Below are 16,203 nucleotides of genomic sequence, written 5' to 3' on the forward strand. Positions count from 1 at the left end.
ACCTCTAGCGTAGAGAGCGCGACCGGAGAAACTTCAGTCCTTGGTCAGCCGGGTCTCGGTCTGCTCGGCGGTTTCCTCGATGGACTCCGTCACGCTCGAATCACCGGAGCCTGGATCGGATGTACCGGTCTCCTCGGTACTCACCGAATCGTCGGCGCGCACCTCGTGGATAGCCCGGCGCAACCACGTGGTGACCACGTCCTCGGCGATCTCGAGGTCGACGGTGGTGTCGTCGAGGTCGACCACAGTGCCGTACAGTCCCGATGTGGTGATGACCTGATCGCCGACCTTCAGGGTGTCCTGCATGTTCGCGATCTTCTCGGCTTCCCGCTTCTGACGGCGGACACCGAGGAACATCGGCACAAGCAGGGCTACCAGTAGCAGTGGAAACAACAGTTCCATCGTCGAAGTCAGTCCCTAGTGTCGTGGGTGGGATGAGCAGTACCCACATAGTCTGCCAGTTCGCTGCGCGGCCGACACATCCGCACACCCGCTTGGCGTGCGCGATCTGCTCGGCACCTGCTACAAGCCGACGGAACACGCTCCGGTCGGAGCCCGGAGACGAGGCGGTATCGCGGTGCAGATCAAGCAATCTTGCGGTAAACGTAGTCGTCCACTGGGAAGCTGACCGCTTCGCGGTGCGCGTTGAGAGTACTGGTAGGTCGCAACAGTGCGGCCTCGCCGTGCTGATTGAAGTAATAACTGTGCGCGGCGGCACAGTCACCTCGGTAGAAGACCGAGGAACCGAGCTTGGCCGTGACCCTGTTCAGAAACTCGGCGTTAGCCCGCTCGGTGACCTCGAAGATGGTCGCGCCGCGGTGCCGTAGCTCACCGAACAACCTGTCCATGTGCTTCATCTGCGTCTCGACGGTGGTGAAGTAGGACAGGCCGCTATAGGAATACGGGCTGTTGAGGCTGAGGAGGTTGGGAAACTTCGGTATCGTGATGCCCTCATAGGCTTGAAAACGATCTCCCCGCCAGAATTCTCCGAGATCCACCCCGTCTCGACCGATGATCTCGATGGCCGGAAAGTTCACGTCCCACAGATTGAAACCGGTGGCCAGGATCAGTGTGTCGATCTCGGTCCTGTGCCCATCGGTGGTGACGATCCCGTCCGGCTCGATGTGGTCGATCGAATTCGTCTCCAGTCGCACATGCGACTGGTTGAATGTTGCGAAGTAGTGATTGGAGAAGGTGGGTCGCTTGCACCCGAAATCGTAATGTGGGGTGAGTTTCCTTCGCGTTTCCTGGTCGCGTACCGAGGCCCGCAAATGCGCCTTGGCCAGTACGCCCACACCCTTGTTCATCAGCCTGACCTGCTTGAAATGCAGCACGCCCACCACCATCAGCGCCTCGAGCAAGCTGGTGTTGACCAGCCGTGCGACCTGCTGTGTAAACGGGACGCGCTCGAACAGACTACGCACCGGCACGGGGATCTCGGTGTCGATCTTCGGCACCACCCAAATCGGCGTGCGTTGGAAAACAGTGAGTGAGCGAGCTTTCTTGGCTACCTCCGGAATCAGCTGAACGGCGGTGGCGCCGGTACCGATGATCGCAGCAGCGCGACCGGTGAGGTCGATGTCATCCTTCCACGCAGCGGTGTGGATGATCTCGCCTGCGAAGGTGTCGATGCCAGGGAACGACGGAGTGTAGGGCTGTGACAGAAATCCCGTCGCGGTGAGCAAGTAACGTCCGGTGATCGTTTCCCCGCCCACGATCGAAACCTCCCAGTGTCCGCGATCCTCGTCCCAGCGCGCTCCCTCGACAACGGTATCGAAGCGCATTCGACGACGTAGTCCGTATTTGTCGGCCACGTGCTCTGCGTATTTCTTCAACTCCTCACCGGGCGCGAACAGCCGCGACCAGCGTGGATTGGGCTCGAATGAATACGAGTAGGTGACCGAGGCGATGTCGACCGCAAGACCGGGGTAACGATTGACATGCCATGTACCGCCGAGGTCATCCTCGCGCTCGAGAATGACGTAATTGCTCAACCCGAGGCGATCGAGCTGGATTCCCGCCCCCATACCACCGAATCCCGCACCGACCACCACCGCGTCGTACTGAGGTGCCACGTCGAACCTCCCGCTGATCAAGCTATTCAATTAGGAATGACATGTCATTCCGAATGTGACTACTGTATCATCGATGAAGTGTCGAAACTATCCACTCGCGCCGAACAACGCAAAGCCGAGCTGCGTCAAGAGATCATCGACACTGCCTTCGTTTGTTTCGCGGAAAAGGGCTATCACGCCACCGCTATCGCCGATATCGCAGGCCGGCTCGGCATCGGACACGGCACCTTCTATCGCTATTTCACCAACAAGCGTGACATCATCGACCATGTCATCGACGATCTGGCCGCACGCATCATCGCAGCGCTAGGCACGGATAACTCCCCGGATGCCGCGGCCACCCTGGCCGAATACCGTGCCCAAATCGATCGCATAGGGACGGCTCTCGCCGAGATCCTGCTCGCCGATCGCCGAGCGGCCCAGCTGCTACTGTTCCATGCCACCGGTATCGACGATGAACTCACTCAACGGCTCTACCGACTACTCGATACCGCCGACACGCTGACCGCTGGATACCTCGAACACGGTGTCGAACTCGGCTATCTGCGTCCCGACCTGGACACTGTGAACACCGCACGCGCGGTGACCGGCATGCTACTCGCCGGCATCCTGTACGCGCTGCGCACACCAACTCCTCCCGAGATAGCCGGGCTGAACCAGGCGATCCGCCACCTACTCATCGACGGTATCCGCAAGGACTGCTGAGCGATTCGGGCATCCCTGGCACACTCGCAGACATCGGACGCGGTCGACACCGCCGTTTCGCTATCCGCGACCGCGATACCACATTCGGCACGAACAAGCGCGACTCACGCGGCAGCGCACAGATCGGAGTCATTCGAAGAGGTCGAGGGTGGGGTGCGGCTCACGACCGCGAACCTCGATGGAGCCGAAGGACAGATCAGCGGGAGGGACGAGGCCGATATGCGCCCAAGCGGCGGCGGTGGCCACCCGGCCGCGCGGAGTGCGCCCGATCATGCCCGCACGCACCAGAAACGGCTCGCACACCTCCTCGACTGTGGCCCCTTCCTCGCCGACCGCCACCGCCAGAGTGGATACCCCGACCGGGCCGCCACCGAAGCTGCGCACCAGTGCGCCGAGGACTGCCCGATCGAGCCGGTCGAGACCGAGCACGTCCACGTCGTACACCTCGAGTGCGGCTTGCGCTATCGACCGGGTGATCCGGCCGTCAGCGCGGACTTCCGCGTAATCGCGCACACGGCGCAACAGACGGTTGGCGATGCGGGGCGTGCCCCTGGAGCGACCTGCGATCTCGGCTGCCGCATCTTCCTCGATACCGAGGCCGAGGAGGTGCGCCGAACGCTGCAGGATACGTAGTAACTCTCCAGGCTCATAGAAATCCATATGACCGGTGAAACCGAAGCGGTCACGCAACGGGCCGGTCAACGCTCCGGATCGGGTAGTGGCACCGACCAGAGTGAACGGCGCGATATCCAGAGGAATGGAGGTCGCACCCGGACCTTTGCCGACCACCACATCGACGCGGAAGTCTTCCATCGCCAAGTAGAGCATCTCTTCGGCAGGACGGGCCATGCGGTGGATCTCGTCGATGAACAGCACATCGCCCTCGACCAGGTTGCTGAGCATGGCCGCGAGATCACCCGCTCGTTCCAGCGCGGGACCAGAGGTGATTCGCAAGGCGGTGCCGAGTTCCGCGGCGATGATCATCGCCATGCTGGTCTTGCCGAGCCCCGGCGGACCGGACAGCAGGACATGATCCGGGGTGCCACCGCGCTGTTTGGCCCCCCGCAGCACCAGTGCGAGCTGTTCCCTGACCCGGGGCTGGCCGATGAAGTCGTCCAATGACTTCGGGCGCAAACTCGCCTCGATCTCGCCATCGGACTTCAGGTACCTGGCGCTGACCGGCGATTCCGCGGTTTCTTCATGGTGTTCCATGGCGTCCTATCGGTTCTTACCGAGTAGCCCGAGTGCGGTGCGCAGTGCGGTGGACGTATCGGCAGCGGGCTGATCGGCCAATACCGCATCGACCGCCTGCTCTGCCTGCTTGGCAACGAAACCGAGACCGATGAGTGCGGCGACAACGTGATCACGTACCGGTGGGCGCGCCGCGGCGGGTGCCGACCCGGAAGAAACGGATGGCACCGGGACGAGATCCACCTTGTCGCGCAACTCGACCACCATGCGCTCGGCGCCGCGTTTTCCGACGCCGGGCACCCTGGTCAGGGCAGCGATATTGCTCTCGGCGAGCGCTTTGCGCAACGCTTCGGGCTCCAGCACGGCAAGCACAGCCATGGCGAGGCGGGGTCCGACGCCTGAGACGGTTTGCAACAAACCGAACAGGTCGCGGGCCTCGGTGTCGGCGAAACCATAAAGTGTCGTCGAGTCCTCGCGGACGATCATCGCGGTATAGAGCCTGGCCTCCTCGCCGCGGGTGAGCCCGGCCAGAGTGGATGGGGTGGCGTTGAGCCGGTAGCCGACACCAGCCGCCTCGACCACCGTGTGGTCGAGAGCTATCTCGAGCACCTCACCGCGTACCGAAGCGATCATCTGCGCACCTCCTTCCGTTCCTTGACCAGTCGTTCTTGATAGCGTCGCCGCGCCGCGGCCGCCTTGGCTTCCGCCGCGGCCATCCTTTCCAGCAGCGGCGCCCGCCAGCAATGGCAGATGGCCAGCGCGAGCGCATCCGCCGCGTCGGCCGGTTTCGGGACAGTGGCCAGGCCGAGAATACGAGTGACCATGGCGGTCACCTGTCCTTTGTCCGCAGTGCCGTTGCCCGTGACCGCCGCCTTCACCTCGCTCGGAGTATGGAAGACCACAGGGATCTCGCGCCGCGCCGCGGCGAGCGCGATCACCCCGCCCGCCTGTGCGGTGCCCATAGCAGTACGGACATTGTGCTGAGCGAAGACGCGTTCGATGGCAACCGCCTCTGGTTCGTAGGTTTCCATCCAGCGTTCAGCTGCTTCGGCGACAACGAGCAGGCGCTGAGCCAGATCCGTGTCTCCGGGAGTGCGGACTACGCCGACGTCCAAAGCCGCGACCTTACGCCCCAACCCGCCTTCGACAATGCTGAGACCGCATCGGGTGAGTCCGGGATCGACGCCCATCACCCGCACGACAACCCCTCTCGCAGACACGAACAACTGTTCGAGAGTCTAGCGGAGACCGAACTCAGTGCCTGTCCGCGACACGGTTGCCCGCGCTGTGTTGCGGAGTTGCCAGACACCGGGGAGCCGACTCGCAGATACCGTGTACACCGACCGGCCATACCAGCACCCTGCCCCGATCCAGGTCTACGCCGCTATGTCCCCACCAGGAAAAGAATTTAGCAAACTCTTATATAAGCTGCTCAAGTGTACAATTTAAGGTGCTGAGCAAATTGTGAGCGAATCGGAACTCTTCGCGCTCCGAAACCACCACGATCCAGCAGATCACGCTTCTACCATCTGAGAATGAGCGCTATTGCCATGGCTGTTCTCGAAGGCGGTCCGCAAGACCTGCCCACTCGCATCGTGCCGATCACCGCACCAGAAGCCGAGTTGAAGGTCCCGTTCCGAGACGGGTACGAGCACTTCACTCTCACACAACGAGAACAGGACACTCCGGAAGGGCGGCTACGAGTCTACGAGTGGTGTGACCGCACCAAGATCGCGGAATAGACCGGGCACTCCGCTCCGGTCGCGACGAGCACTTTCCTCCGGAGGAGCACTACACAGCTGCCGGACTAGTCATCGAGTCGAGCGAGCACCTCGTCGGGGATGTCGACGTTGGTGTAGACGTTCTGCACATCGTCACTGTCTTCGAGAGCGTCGACAAGCTTGATCACCTTACGAGCGCCCTCGACGTCGACCGCCACCGATACCGAGGGCTGGAATCCGGACTCGGCGGAATCGTAGTCCAGTCCGGCGCTCTGCAACGCGGTGCGTACGGCTACCAGATCACCGGGCTCACTGATGACCTCGAACGACTCCCCGAGGTCATTGACCTCCTCCGCGCCCGCGTCGAGCACCGCCATCAGCACATCATCCTCGGACAAGCCGTTCTTCTCCAAGGTGACGATGCCCTTGCGGTGGAACAGATAGGCCACCGAACCGGGGTCGGCCATATTACCGCCGTTACGCGTCATCGCGACACGTACCTCGCCCGCAGCGCGATTGCGATTGTCGGTGAGACACTCCACCAGCACGGCGACGCCATTGGGTCCGTAGCCCTCGTACATGATGGTCTGCCAGTCCGCGCCACCCGCCTCCTCGCCACCGCCACGTTTACGAGCACGCTCGATATTGTCGTTGGGCACCGACGACTTCTTCGCCTTCTGGATGGCGTCGTACAGCGTCGGATTGCCATCCGGGTCACCGCCACCGGTCCGGGCTGCCACCTCGATGTTCTTGATCAACTTCGCGAACAGCTTGCCGCGCTTGGCGTCGATCGCCGCCTTCTTGTGCTTGGTGGTGGCCCATTTGGAGTGGCCGCTCATTCCCTACTTCCTTCAGGTCGATGGCACGTCTGGTCGTGTATACGGTACCGGCACTGCCGGGCGCACAACTTCCTCAGCCTACTCGGACATCTCCCCCACAACTGCCTCGGCTAGATCGCCCGGATCAGGTCTACGAACATCCGGTGCACACGCAGATCACCGGTCACCTCGGGGTGGAAAGAGGTCGCGAGGACATTGCCTTGTCGTACCGCCACGATCCGGCCTGCGGCCGGGCCATCCGGAACAGTGGCGAGCACCTCGACGCTCGCGCCCGCCCGCTCGACCCATGGTGCCCGGATGAATACTGCGCGGACCGGTCCGTCGGCCAGTCCAGCGAAGTGCAGGTCGGTCTCGAACGAATCGACCTGGCGACCGAACGCATTGCGGCGCACTGTCATATCGATGCCTGATAGATGCTCGGCGTCCGAACGAGTATCGAGCACCTCCGAAGCAAGCAGAATCATGCCCGCGCACGACCCGAAAGCGGGCATCCCGGCGCGCAGCCGCGCACGCAATGGCTCCAGCAACTCGAAGGCCACCAACAGCTTGCTGATCGCAGTCGATTCGCCGCCCGGCAGTACCAGCGCATCCACTGCGGCCAACTCGGTCGCACGACGGACAAGAACGGGTTCGGCACCGCACCGCGCGAGCGCCGCGACATGTTCTCGGACGTCGCCCTGCAGGGCGAGCACCCCGATAGTGGGCCGAGACTGTGTCTGTTCCGGAGCGGCGGGTACGGCGACCGATATAGCGTTCACGCCGAAAAGCTTACGAGCCGTACCGATGTATGCCTGCGCACAGCCGCGGACGCTCAACTATCACGCCGGGTACGGATGAGGCCCTCTTGGACCACAGCGGCGACCAGCGCGCCTGCGCGGGAGAAAATCTTGCCGCCGGTCAGCGCACGGCCGAAGCCCGCCGACGGTGAGGACTGATCGTAGAGCAGCCACTCGTCGGCACGAAACGGCTGCAGGAACCACATCGCGTGGTCCAGTGACGCGTTCTGGGTCCGCTCGTCGGGATGGGTGACCTTCGAAGAACCGAGCAGCGTCATATCGCTCATGTAAGCGAGGGTGCACACATGCACCAGCGGGTCATCGGGCAACAGGTGCCGGTAACGGAACCACACTTGTTGCTGCGAGACCACCCCGTCTCGCCTGGACACATCCTCCTGGGGCACCACTCGGATATCCCAGTGCTCCCATTCGCGCATCGCCCACAACCGTTCGGGACTCATCGTGGTGCTCGCGTCGGGCAGATCCTCCGGCGCGGGAACCACGGGCATGAGGTCCTGATGCTCGGGTCCATCGTCGCCGACATGGAACGAGGCCGACATGGTGAAGATCGCCGCGCCGTCCTGGATACCGGTCACCCGCCGGGTACAGAACGAACGTCCGTCACGAATACGTTCGACCTGGTAGACCGTACGCTCTTGCGGATTACCCGGACGCAGAAAATATCCGTGCAGGGAATGCACCTGGAATCGCGATTCCACTGTCCGGACCGCCGCGACGAGCGCTTGGCCTGCGACCTGCCCGCCGAACGTACGCGGAAGCTGGGTCTTGGTGGACGCACCACGGAAGATGTCCCGCTCGAGCCGCTCTATTTCCAGCGCCTCTTCGATTGTCGCCATGCGCCGAGACTATCCCGGCCACCGCTGCCGAAGTCTCTCGGCTACAGGTGACGCCAGGGTGGGCCGCCGCGCGCAGCGGCCCACCGCCATACTGTCGTGATCACCAACCGCGCTCGGCCAACCGATGCGGCTGCGCGATCTCCTCGACATTGATCCCGACCATGGCCTCACCGAGACCACGCGATACCTTGGCCAGTACGTCCGGATCGTCGTAGAAAGTAGTGGCCTTGACAATCGCGGCGGCACGCTGCGCCGGATTCCCAGACTTGAAGATGCCCGAACCCACGAACACGCCTTCGGCGCCGAGCTGCATCATCATCGCCGCATCGGCCGGGGTGGCGATACCACCCGCAGTGAACAGCACCACTGGCAGCGTTCCGGTCGCCGCGACCTCACGGACCAGCTCATAAGGCGCCTGCAACTCTTTGGCCGCGACGAACAACTCGTCTTCGGGCAAGGAGGTCAGCCTGCGGATCTCCTGACGGATCTTACGCATATGTGTAGTCGCGTTGGACACATCACCGGTGCCCGCCTCGCCCTTGGAGCGAATCATCGCAGCACCCTCGGTGATGCGACGCAGCGCCTCACCCAGATTGGTGGCCCCGCAGACGAACGGCACGGTGAAGTTCCACTTGTCGATGTGGTTGGCGTAATCGGCCGGGGTGAGGACCTCGGACTCGTCGATGTAGTCGACGCCGAGGCTCTGCAGGATCTGCGCCTCCACGAAGTGGCCGATACGGGCCTTAGCCATGACCGGGATCGAAACGGCGGAAATGATGCCCTCGATCATGTCCGGGTCGCTCATCCTGGACACACCGCCCTGCGCACGGATATCAGCCGGGACACGCTCCAACGCCATCACCGCGACCGCACCGGCATCCTCGGCGATCTTGGCCTGCTCCGGCGTGACGACATCCATGATCACCCCACCCTTGAGCATCTCGGCCATGCCGCGCTTCACACGGGCGGTGCCGACGGTTTGGGTGGTCTCGGGGCTGGTCACGGCAAACTCCTGAGTCATGTGCGCCAATCGATCGCTCGGATTCGAGCACTACGATTCTAAGCGGCCACATGTGACCACTTGATAGCCAGTTGTAGCGCACTGGCCTGGCACGAATTCGGAGATGACTGGCCGGGACAGGACAACACCGCGCGGCGACTGGTCAGCGGATAGAGCGCACTTCGAGCTCAGCGCCGCCGGACGCTGCCACAGCGGCTTCGGCGAGTAGTTCGTCCAAGTGATAGGGATATACGGTTTCGCCCGCGCGATCCAAAGCGACGATATCCGCGGCCACACACCATTTGTGACCGGTGATGCAACGACGTTCGATCACGGTCCGATTCGCCGCGCGCGGCTCGAAGCCTCGTACCCGCAGGCTGAAGAACAGCTCTTCGGAACGAATCAACTCACCGTTGAAGGGAAAAACCGCGACCCGTCGCCAGATCGGTCCGCGCAGTTCGGACGGTTCCGCCCGAAGCCCGGTCTCTTCGAAGAGTTCCCGCACTGCCGCGACACGCAGACTCTCCCCCGGCTCCACCCCCCCGCCGACCGTGAACCAGAACGACACTTCCGGAGTCTTGGGATCGTTACCGCGCATCAGCAGAGTCCGGTCGTTGTCGTCGAACAGCACGATGCGCGCGGTAGTCCGGATAGTGTCGACGGCGAGACCGGTGGACGCGGCAGGCGTAGCGCGCTCGGTGATCTCGAAGTAGGACGGCAGCGGGGCGGTGCCACCGAGATGCAGAGCACGCACCAGGCGCCGCGTGCGTAATACGAGCGTGTCCCTTACAGCGTCGTTGTGGAAGCGACGAGCGATCAATACCCTGGCCTCCGCGTCGGCCAGTTCGGCGACCAGTTGCGGGCGCAACATACCGATGTCGACGGCCGAAAGCGCGGCCGAAAGCTGGTTCTCCGCAGTCTCCCGTTCAATGCGACCGGCCCGCTCAGCCCGATCGGCCAGCGCGGCCAGCCGTCCGGCTTGCTCTGTCAGGACCGGATCCGATATCGGACCCGCGACGGCCATGGCAACCGACCTGGCCACCACCGCCCGCCGCGCCAGGGCTCCATCGAGCGCCTGCCAGGATTGGTCGGAACGCACGTGCAGCCGATCGAGCCGGTTGGCAGTCGAATAGGCCCAAAGTCCGGCTGTGGCGACCAGCGCGGCCAACAACGCGAGAACGAGAACGGTGGTCGCGGAGAAAGTAATCATCCAGCGGCCCGCACTCGGGTATCACCTACGGTCACCGTCTCGTAGACGCGCAAGATCTGTTCGGCCACCACCGGCCAGTCGTACTCGCCGACCACCCGCGTCGCGGTACGCACCAACGCCCCCCTGCGCACCGTATCGGTGAGCACGGTATGCAGCGCGGTGGCCAGGGCCGCTGAATCGCCGACCGGAACAAGCATGCCTGCCGCACCGTCACGCAGTACCCGGCGGAAAGCGTCCAATTCGCTGGCGATGACCGCGGTTCCTGCGGCCATCGCCTCGAGTAGGATGATGCCGAAGCTCTCCCCGCCCAGATTGGGCGCGACGTAGACGTCCGCACTACGCATCGCCGACGCTTTCTCCTCGTCGGATACCTGGCCGAGGAAACGCAGATGCCCGGACAATTCGCCCGCCTCGCGAAGCAGACGGTCCTCATCCCCTCGGCCCACGATGAGGATCTCGATACCGGGATGCCGACGCACCAATTCGGGAAGCGCGCCGAGCAAGACCTGCATCCCTTTCCTGGGCTCGTCGTAGCGGCCCAGAAACAGCACCGTGCCACCGGCGCGAGGGTAGCCAGGCAGCATCGGCGCCCTGGCGAATACGGGAACATCGACACCGTTGGGGATCTCCACCGCGTCCGAGCCCAGCGCCTCCACCTGCCAGCGACGCGCAAGCTCCGAAACCGCGATACGGCCGGCGATCTTCTCGTGGTAGGGCCGCAGCACGCCCTGAAAAGTGCTCAACACCAACGATTTCGTTGTCGAAGTGTGAAAAGTCGCGACAATCGGACCCTCGGCGATCTTCAGCGCGAGCATGGACAGGCTCGGCGCGTTCGGCTCATGGATATGCAGGACGTCGAAGTCATTGCTATCGATCCATCGGCGAATCCTGGTGTAGGCCATGGGCCCGAACGACAGCCTGGCCACCGAACCGTTGTACGGGATGGCGACCGCGCGTCCCGCCGACACCACGAATTCCGGCAGCGGTATGTCGTCCGACGCTGGGGCGAGCACACTCACCTTGTGCCCGCGTTCGATGAACACCCGTGCCAGCTCGACTACATGTGCCTGCACTCCACCGGGAACATCGAACGAGTAGGGACAGACCATGCCGATCTTCATGGCGAGACATCCCCGTGCTCGGTCCGAATACCTGCCTGCGCAGCAGCGATCACGGCTCGTCGCCGCGGCGAAAGATCGCTCTCCCACAGTGGTTGCAACATGTGCCAATCTGCAGGATGCTCAGCGATATTCGCGGCGAAGCGATCCGCCAAGCGCTGCGTGACAGCAGCTACTCCACCGGAGACATCTAGTGCCATCTCGGTTTTCAGTCCCCAGCTCTCCCGCCCCTCGGCATCGATCTCGAACCACGCGTGCACCGGCAGCAGCGCCGCGCCGGTCTCGATGGCCAGTTTTGCTGCTCCGGCAGGCATCCAGGTACGTTCTCCGAAGAACTGGACCGGAACGCCTTTACCGGTGAGGTCGCGCTCACCCATCAGGCACACAGCCTTGTTCTCCCGCAGCCGCATCGCCAGCTGACGGAACGGTGGCTGCTCACCGCCGGTCAGCGGGAATACTTCGAAGCCGAGACTCTCCCGATAGGCGATAAACCGTTCGAACAGCGATTCCGGCCGCAACCGCTCAGCCACGGTGGCGAAACTAGTGTAGTGCTGCACAAACCAGACGCCCGCCATATCCCAGTTGCCCGAGTGCGGCAATACGAAGATCACCCCGCGCCCATCGGCCAGTGCGGCGTCGAGCGAGGACAACCCGTCGACCCGGTAGTCGATTGTGGAATGATCCATCACAGGCAGCCGGAATACCTCGCGCCAATACCTGGCATAGGACCGCATGCTCGCACGGATCAACTCATCCGGCACGTCGGCAGAAGACACCCCGAGTACGCGGGCCAAGTTACGCCGCAACTGATTCGGCGCTCCACCAGCACGGTACTGCCGGTTGGCCCGACGGGCAACTCGGTCGCCACCCCAATCGAACAACCGCCTGGCAGACGATTCCGGCAAGGCGCGCACCAGTCGCCAGCCCGCCGTGTACCCAACGGCACCGAACTGTTCCCCGATGCTCATCGGCGGGTTCCCACTGCTCGTCCGTGATCGATGAATACGGCGGTTCCGGCGCCACCGGTAATCGGTCGGCACCCTGCGCCGGGCGAGATCACGACGAAATTCCTGTGGCGTCCGCGGTTCCCGTATTCGAGTCCCGCGGCTGTCCTTCTGGGACCACGGTGCGCGCTCCAGGCGAATTACGCACCGCCAGTAAGCGCTGCACAACAGTCACGATGCTGAACACAGCGAGCAGCCACATCGCCACATGCACGGCATAAGTGAGCCACTCGATATCCCAATAGCCACCGATACCGGTGAGCCCGGCACCGACCAGCACAATGATCAGCCGGTCCGGCCGCTCGATGATTCCACCATCCGCGGACAGGCCGCTGGCCTCGGCGCGGGCCTTGGCGTAAGAGATCACCTGAGAGGTCACCAGCACGATGAGCGTTGCGACAAACAGCGACTTGTGCTGCTCATGATAGACAGCCCACCAAGCCAGACCACCAAAAATGGCGCCATCGGCGAGCCGGTCGCAGGTGGCGTCCAGCACTGCCCCGTATTTCGTTCCGCCGCCGCGGGCTCTGGCCATCGCCCCGTCGAGCATGTCGAACATAACGAACAACCAGATCACCATGGTTCCCCAGAACAGATGCCCGGTCGGGAACAATGTGACAGCGGCCACGATAGACGCGGCGGTGCCGATCAACGTCATGGCGTCGGGAGTAAGCCCCGTGCTCACCAACGCACGGCCCAGCGGCGCTGTGGCCTTGGCGAATACCTCCCGGCCGAAGAAGCTCAGCACGGTTGGTCCGCTCTGTCGCTCATCTACGTCTCCTTCCAGGCCGCCGAGAGTAGCGCCCTGGTCTCCCGCAGCAGTTGCGGCATCACCTTCGCCCCGCCGATCACGGTGATGAAATTTGCGTCACCACCCCAACGCGGCACAATGTGCTGATGCAGGTGATCGGCCAGTGAACCGCCTGCCACTCCGCCGAGGTTCAGCCCGACATTGAAGCCATGCGGCCGGGAGACCTTCTTCATCACCCGGATCGCCTGCTGAGTGAAGGCCATCAGTTCGACACTCTCCGCTTCAGTGAGATCCTCCAGATCAGCCACCTTGCGGTACGGCACCACCATCATGTGCCCAGGGTTGTACGGATACAGATTGAGTACCGCGTACACCAGCTCACCGCGGGCCACGACCAGCCCGTCCTCATCAGACATCTTGGGAATGTCGGTGAACGGGTGACCTGTCGAATCCTTGTGGCTCGTGGCCGCCGCCGCGATATAGGACATGCGGTATGGCGTCCACAAACGCAACAGCCGATCCGGCTCACCGACACCGGTGTCCACAATGCTGCCCTGCTCAGTCGAGGTCGCGTTCTCACGCAAATCCGCGAGCCCGTCCGGCACTGTACGCTCGCTCACGCTGTGCCCCTTCTAGCATAAGCGGGGCCCTCCATGGCCACGCTCCGCTGCCACCTCCGGGCCTGACCACTCATGCTGTGCCCCCTTCTAGCATGAGCGGGGCCCTCCATGGCCACGCTCCGCTGCCACCTCCGGGCCTGACCACTCATGCTGTGCCCTTATTCGCTGATCGAATCACAAAGTTGTCGGCTGTCGGCGACCCGTTCTCCCGATGTGCGATCCACGCGGCGACAGTAGCCACCGCGTCGTCGACCGGAACCCCGTTGACCTGAGTGCCGTCGCGGAACCGGAAGCTCACGGCGTTCGCATTCGCGTCGCGTTCACCGGCGAGTAGCATGAACGGAATCTTCTGGGCGGTGTTGTTGAAGATCTTCTTCTGCATCCGGTCACCGCTGCGGTCCACCTGCGCACGGATGCCCTCGGCGCGTAACCGCTCGATCACCTGCTCGAGGTGTGGGGCGAAAGCGTCCGCGACCGGGATGCCGACGGCCTGCACCGGTGCGAGCCAGGCCGGGAACGCGCCCGCGTAATGCTCGGTGAGCACGCCGAAGAAACGCTCGATCGAGCCGAACAGCGCGCGGTGGATCATCACCGGTCGCTGCTTGGTGCCGTCAGCGGCGGTATACTCCAGATCGAACCGTTCCGGCAGGTTGAAGTCCAACTGTATAGTCGACATCTGCCAGGTCCGACCCAGCGCGTCTTTGGCCTGCACCGAGATCTTCGGCCCGTAGAAAGCCGCACCCCCCGGATCGGGCACCAGCTCTAGACCCGAGGCCGAGGCGACCTCGGACAGGGTCTCGGTGGCCTCGGCCCAGATCTTCTCGGAACCTACGAACTTCTTCGGGTCCTTGGTGGACAGTTCGAGATAGAAGTCGTCGAGTCCGTAGTCTTTCAACAGGTCCAGGACGAACCGTAGGGTGTCGGTCAGCTCGTCGTGCATCTGCTCTTTAGCGCAGTAGATGTGCGCGTCGTCCTGAGTCATGCCACGCACCCTGGTCAGGCCGTGCACCACACCGGACTTCTCGTACCGGTAGACCGAGCCGAACTCGAACAGCCGCAGCGGCAGCTCCCGATACGACCGGCCACGAGAACGGAATATCAGATTGTGCATCGGACAGTTCATCGGCTTGACGTAGTAGTCCTGGCCGGGTTTGCGGATGGTTCCGTCGACGTTGAGTTCCGCATCCAAGTGCATCGCTGGGAACATACCGTCGCGATACCAGTCCAGATGGCCGGATACCTCGAAAAGATGCCCCTTGGTGAGGTGCGGAGTGTTGACGAACTCGTAGCCCGCTTCGACGTGCCTGCGGCGCGAGTACTCTTCGAGTTCTTTGCGGATGATACCGCCCTTGGGGTGGAATACCGGAAGGCCGGATCCGAGTTCCTCGGGAAAACTGAACAGGTCTAGTTCCAGTCCGAGCTTGCGGTGGTCGCGGCGCTCGGCCTCGGCGAGCAAGTGCATGTGCGCGTCGAGTGCCTCCTGCGACTCCCAGGCGGTGCCGTAGATGCGCTGCAGATCCTCGCGGTTCTGGTCACCTCGCCAATATGCGGCCGAACTGCGGGTCAGCTTGAAGGCCGGGATGAACTTGGTAGTCGGAATGTGCGGACCGCGACACAGATCACCCCAGACCTTCTCACTGGTACGCGGATCCACATTGTCGTAAATGGTCAGCTCTTTGCCGCCGACCTCCATGACCTCAGGATCTTCGATGCCGGACTTGTCGTTGATCAGCTCCAGCTTGAACGGCTCTTCGGCCAGCTCGACCCTGGCGTCTTCGACCTCGACCACCCGGCGGGAGAAGCGCTGCGCGCCTTTGACGATCTTCTTCATCCGGGATTCCAGCTTGGTCAAGTCCTCCGGAGTGAACGGCCGCTCGACCCGGAAATCGTAGTAGAAACCGTCTTTGATGTAGGGACCGATACCGAGCTTGGCCTCGGGAAATTCCTGCTGCACCGCCTGAGCCAGCACATGCGCGGTGGAGTGTCGGATGACATTGCGGCCGTCGTCGGTATTCGCTGCCACCGGCTCCACGTCGATATCGGCCTCCGGAACCCACGACAGGTCTTTCAGCTCTCCGTCCACTCGCACGACGACAATGGTGTCCGGCCCCTTGAGCGGAAGTCCCGCTTCGCGCACCGCGGCGCCCGCCGTCGTCCCGGCCGGCACCCGGACGAGGGCGGCTGGGCTGATAGGGGCTGAGGTGGTCACGGCTGCGCTCTCCTTGACGTTCTCGGGTGCGGGCAGGCTCCCGCCGAATCGGTGACCGATCGCGTATTCGCTCCGGCGCGACCATGCTATCGGCACAGTGCGACCTACGCGCCGATGGACCGGAATC

General features: G+C 63.2%; 17 protein-coding genes. 2 read left to right on the forward strand and 15 right to left on the reverse strand.

All coding sequences use genetic code 11. The features are described 5' to 3' along the window. Positions 1 to 33: 33 nt before the first annotated feature. Together yajC and ACX4ZE_RS10110 are read right to left on the reverse strand one after the other, a co-directional pair. Positions 34 to 402 carry a preprotein translocase subunit YajC gene (yajC, locus tag ACX4ZE_RS10105; protein ID WP_480273089.1) on the reverse strand — a complete coding sequence of 123 codons (369 nt, stop codon included), beginning with the start codon at positions 400 to 402 and terminating at the stop codon, positions 34 to 36. A 182-nt stretch (positions 403 to 584) separates the two neighbouring features. Further along, positions 585 to 2,075: a flavin-containing monooxygenase gene (locus ACX4ZE_RS10110; RefSeq protein ID WP_480273090.1), complete on the reverse strand. Its 1,491-nt coding sequence runs from the start codon at positions 2,073 to 2,075 to the stop codon at positions 585 to 587. Between the two features lie 36 nt (positions 2,076 to 2,111). Here ACX4ZE_RS10110 and ACX4ZE_RS10115 point away from each other — a divergent pair, with 36 nt between their 5' ends. Continuing rightward, on the forward strand, positions 2,112 to 2,780 hold the full coding sequence (locus tag ACX4ZE_RS10115; RefSeq protein ID WP_480273091.1) for a TetR/AcrR family transcriptional regulator: 669 nt from the start codon (positions 2,112 to 2,114) through the stop codon (positions 2,778 to 2,780). A 129-nt stretch (positions 2,781 to 2,909) separates the two neighbouring features. Here the strand turns inward: ACX4ZE_RS10115 and ruvB are convergent, their stop codons facing one another. From ruvB to ruvC, 3 genes are read right to left on the reverse strand one after another with little or no spacing between them, the layout of a single operon-like run. Then, a complete protein-coding gene (gene ruvB / locus ACX4ZE_RS10120) occupies positions 2,910 to 3,992 on the reverse strand; it encodes a Holliday junction branch migration DNA helicase RuvB (protein WP_480273092.1) in 1,083 nt (360 codons plus the stop codon). A 6-nt stretch (positions 3,993 to 3,998) separates the two neighbouring features. Beyond that, positions 3,999 to 4,604, reverse strand: coding sequence for a Holliday junction branch migration protein RuvA (gene ruvA, locus ACX4ZE_RS10125; protein WP_480273093.1), 606 nt, complete (start codon positions 4,602 to 4,604; stop codon positions 3,999 to 4,001). Then, entirely contained in the window at positions 4,601 to 5,170 is a 570-nt protein-coding gene (ruvC, locus tag ACX4ZE_RS10130) for a crossover junction endodeoxyribonuclease RuvC (RefSeq protein WP_480273184.1), read from the reverse strand. Before ruvC ends, ruvA begins: the two co-directional genes overlap by 4 nt. Before the next feature lie 336 nt (positions 5,171 to 5,506). Here ruvC and ACX4ZE_RS10135 point away from each other — a divergent pair, with 336 nt between their 5' ends. Then, positions 5,507 to 5,713: a DUF5988 family protein gene (locus tag ACX4ZE_RS10135; RefSeq protein ID WP_480273094.1), complete on the forward strand. Its 207-nt coding sequence runs from the start codon at positions 5,507 to 5,509 to the stop codon at positions 5,711 to 5,713. 65 nt (positions 5,714 to 5,778) lie between these two features. Here ACX4ZE_RS10135 and ACX4ZE_RS10140 read toward each other — a convergent pair whose 3' ends face one another. The 10 genes from ACX4ZE_RS10140 to thrS form a co-directional block, all read right to left on the reverse strand. Then, positions 5,779 to 6,531, reverse strand: coding sequence for a YebC/PmpR family DNA-binding transcriptional regulator (locus ACX4ZE_RS10140; RefSeq protein WP_480273095.1), 753 nt, complete (start codon positions 6,529 to 6,531; stop codon positions 5,779 to 5,781). A gap of 110 nt (positions 6,532 to 6,641) precedes the next feature. Next, positions 6,642 to 7,289 (reverse strand): pyridoxal 5'-phosphate synthase glutaminase subunit PdxT, encoded by a 648-nt coding sequence (gene pdxT, locus ACX4ZE_RS10145; RefSeq protein ID WP_480273096.1) that lies wholly within the window; start codon positions 7,287 to 7,289, stop codon positions 6,642 to 6,644. Positions 7,290 to 7,342: 53 nt separating this feature from the next. Continuing rightward, a complete protein-coding gene (locus ACX4ZE_RS10150; RefSeq protein WP_480273097.1) occupies positions 7,343 to 8,164 on the reverse strand; it encodes an acyl-CoA thioesterase in 822 nt (273 codons plus the stop codon). A 100-nt stretch (positions 8,165 to 8,264) separates the two neighbouring features. Continuing rightward, positions 8,265 to 9,185, reverse strand: a complete 921-nt coding sequence (pdxS, locus tag ACX4ZE_RS10155) for a pyridoxal 5'-phosphate synthase lyase subunit PdxS (protein WP_480273098.1) — start codon at positions 9,183 to 9,185, stop codon at positions 8,265 to 8,267. A gap of 142 nt (positions 9,186 to 9,327) precedes the next feature. Further along, positions 9,328 to 10,371 carry an NUDIX hydrolase gene (locus tag ACX4ZE_RS10160; RefSeq protein ID WP_480273185.1) on the reverse strand — a complete coding sequence of 348 codons (1,044 nt, stop codon included), beginning with the start codon at positions 10,369 to 10,371 and terminating at the stop codon, positions 9,328 to 9,330. After that, on the reverse strand, positions 10,371 to 11,495 hold the full coding sequence (locus ACX4ZE_RS10165; RefSeq protein WP_480273099.1) for a glycosyltransferase family 4 protein: 1,125 nt from the start codon (positions 11,493 to 11,495) through the stop codon (positions 10,371 to 10,373). The genes ACX4ZE_RS10160 and ACX4ZE_RS10165 overlap by 1 nt, the downstream gene beginning before the upstream one ends. Then, positions 11,492 to 12,460 (reverse strand): phosphatidylinositol mannoside acyltransferase, encoded by a 969-nt coding sequence (locus ACX4ZE_RS10170; RefSeq protein ID WP_480273100.1) that lies wholly within the window; start codon positions 12,458 to 12,460, stop codon positions 11,492 to 11,494. Before ACX4ZE_RS10170 ends, ACX4ZE_RS10165 begins: the two co-directional genes overlap by 4 nt. Positions 12,461 to 12,548: 88 nt before the next feature. Then, positions 12,549 to 13,244 carry a phosphatidylinositol phosphate synthase gene (gene pgsA / locus ACX4ZE_RS10175; protein ID WP_480273101.1) on the reverse strand — a complete coding sequence of 232 codons (696 nt, stop codon included), beginning with the start codon at positions 13,242 to 13,244 and terminating at the stop codon, positions 12,549 to 12,551. 23 nt (positions 13,245 to 13,267) lie between these two features. Beyond that, positions 13,268 to 13,831 carry an ATP adenylyltransferase gene (locus ACX4ZE_RS10180; protein ID WP_480273186.1) on the reverse strand — a complete coding sequence of 188 codons (564 nt, stop codon included), beginning with the start codon at positions 13,829 to 13,831 and terminating at the stop codon, positions 13,268 to 13,270. Between the two features lie 181 nt (positions 13,832 to 14,012). After that, positions 14,013 to 16,076 carry a threonine--tRNA ligase gene (gene thrS, locus ACX4ZE_RS10185; RefSeq protein ID WP_480273102.1) on the reverse strand — a complete coding sequence of 688 codons (2,064 nt, stop codon included), beginning with the start codon at positions 16,074 to 16,076 and terminating at the stop codon, positions 14,013 to 14,015. Between the last annotated feature and the right edge of the window lie 127 nt (positions 16,077 to 16,203).

Source organism: Nocardia sp. TBRC8007, assembly GCF_056629435.1.

Coding starts and splice junctions, on each gene's coding strand:
- yajC (WP_480273089.1), bottom strand. CDS start 402: ATGGAACTGTTGTTTCCACTGCTACTGGTAGCCCTGCTTGTGCCGATG.
- ACX4ZE_RS10115 (WP_480273091.1), top strand. CDS start 2,112: ATGACATGTCATTCCGAATGTGACTACTGTATCATCGATGAAGTGTCG.
- ruvB (WP_480273092.1), bottom strand. CDS start 3,992: ATGGAACACCATGAAGAAACCGCGGAATCGCCGGTCAGCGCCAGGTAC.
- ruvA (WP_480273093.1), bottom strand. CDS start 4,604: ATGATCGCTTCGGTACGCGGTGAGGTGCTCGAGATAGCTCTCGACCAC.
- ACX4ZE_RS10135 (WP_480273094.1), top strand. CDS start 5,507: ATGAGCGCTATTGCCATGGCTGTTCTCGAAGGCGGTCCGCAAGACCTG.
- ACX4ZE_RS10140 (WP_480273095.1), bottom strand. CDS start 6,531: ATGAGCGGCCACTCCAAATGGGCCACCACCAAGCACAAGAAGGCGGCG.
- ACX4ZE_RS10150 (WP_480273097.1), bottom strand. CDS start 8,164: ATGGCGACAATCGAAGAGGCGCTGGAAATAGAGCGGCTCGAGCGGGAC.
- pdxS (WP_480273098.1), bottom strand. CDS start 9,185: ATGACTCAGGAGTTTGCCGTGACCAGCCCCGAGACCACCCAAACCGTC.
- ACX4ZE_RS10165 (WP_480273099.1), bottom strand. CDS start 11,495: ATGAAGATCGGCATGGTCTGTCCCTACTCGTTCGATGTTCCCGGTGGA.
- ACX4ZE_RS10170 (WP_480273100.1), bottom strand. CDS start 12,460: ATGAGCATCGGGGAACAGTTCGGTGCCGTTGGGTACACGGCGGGCTGG.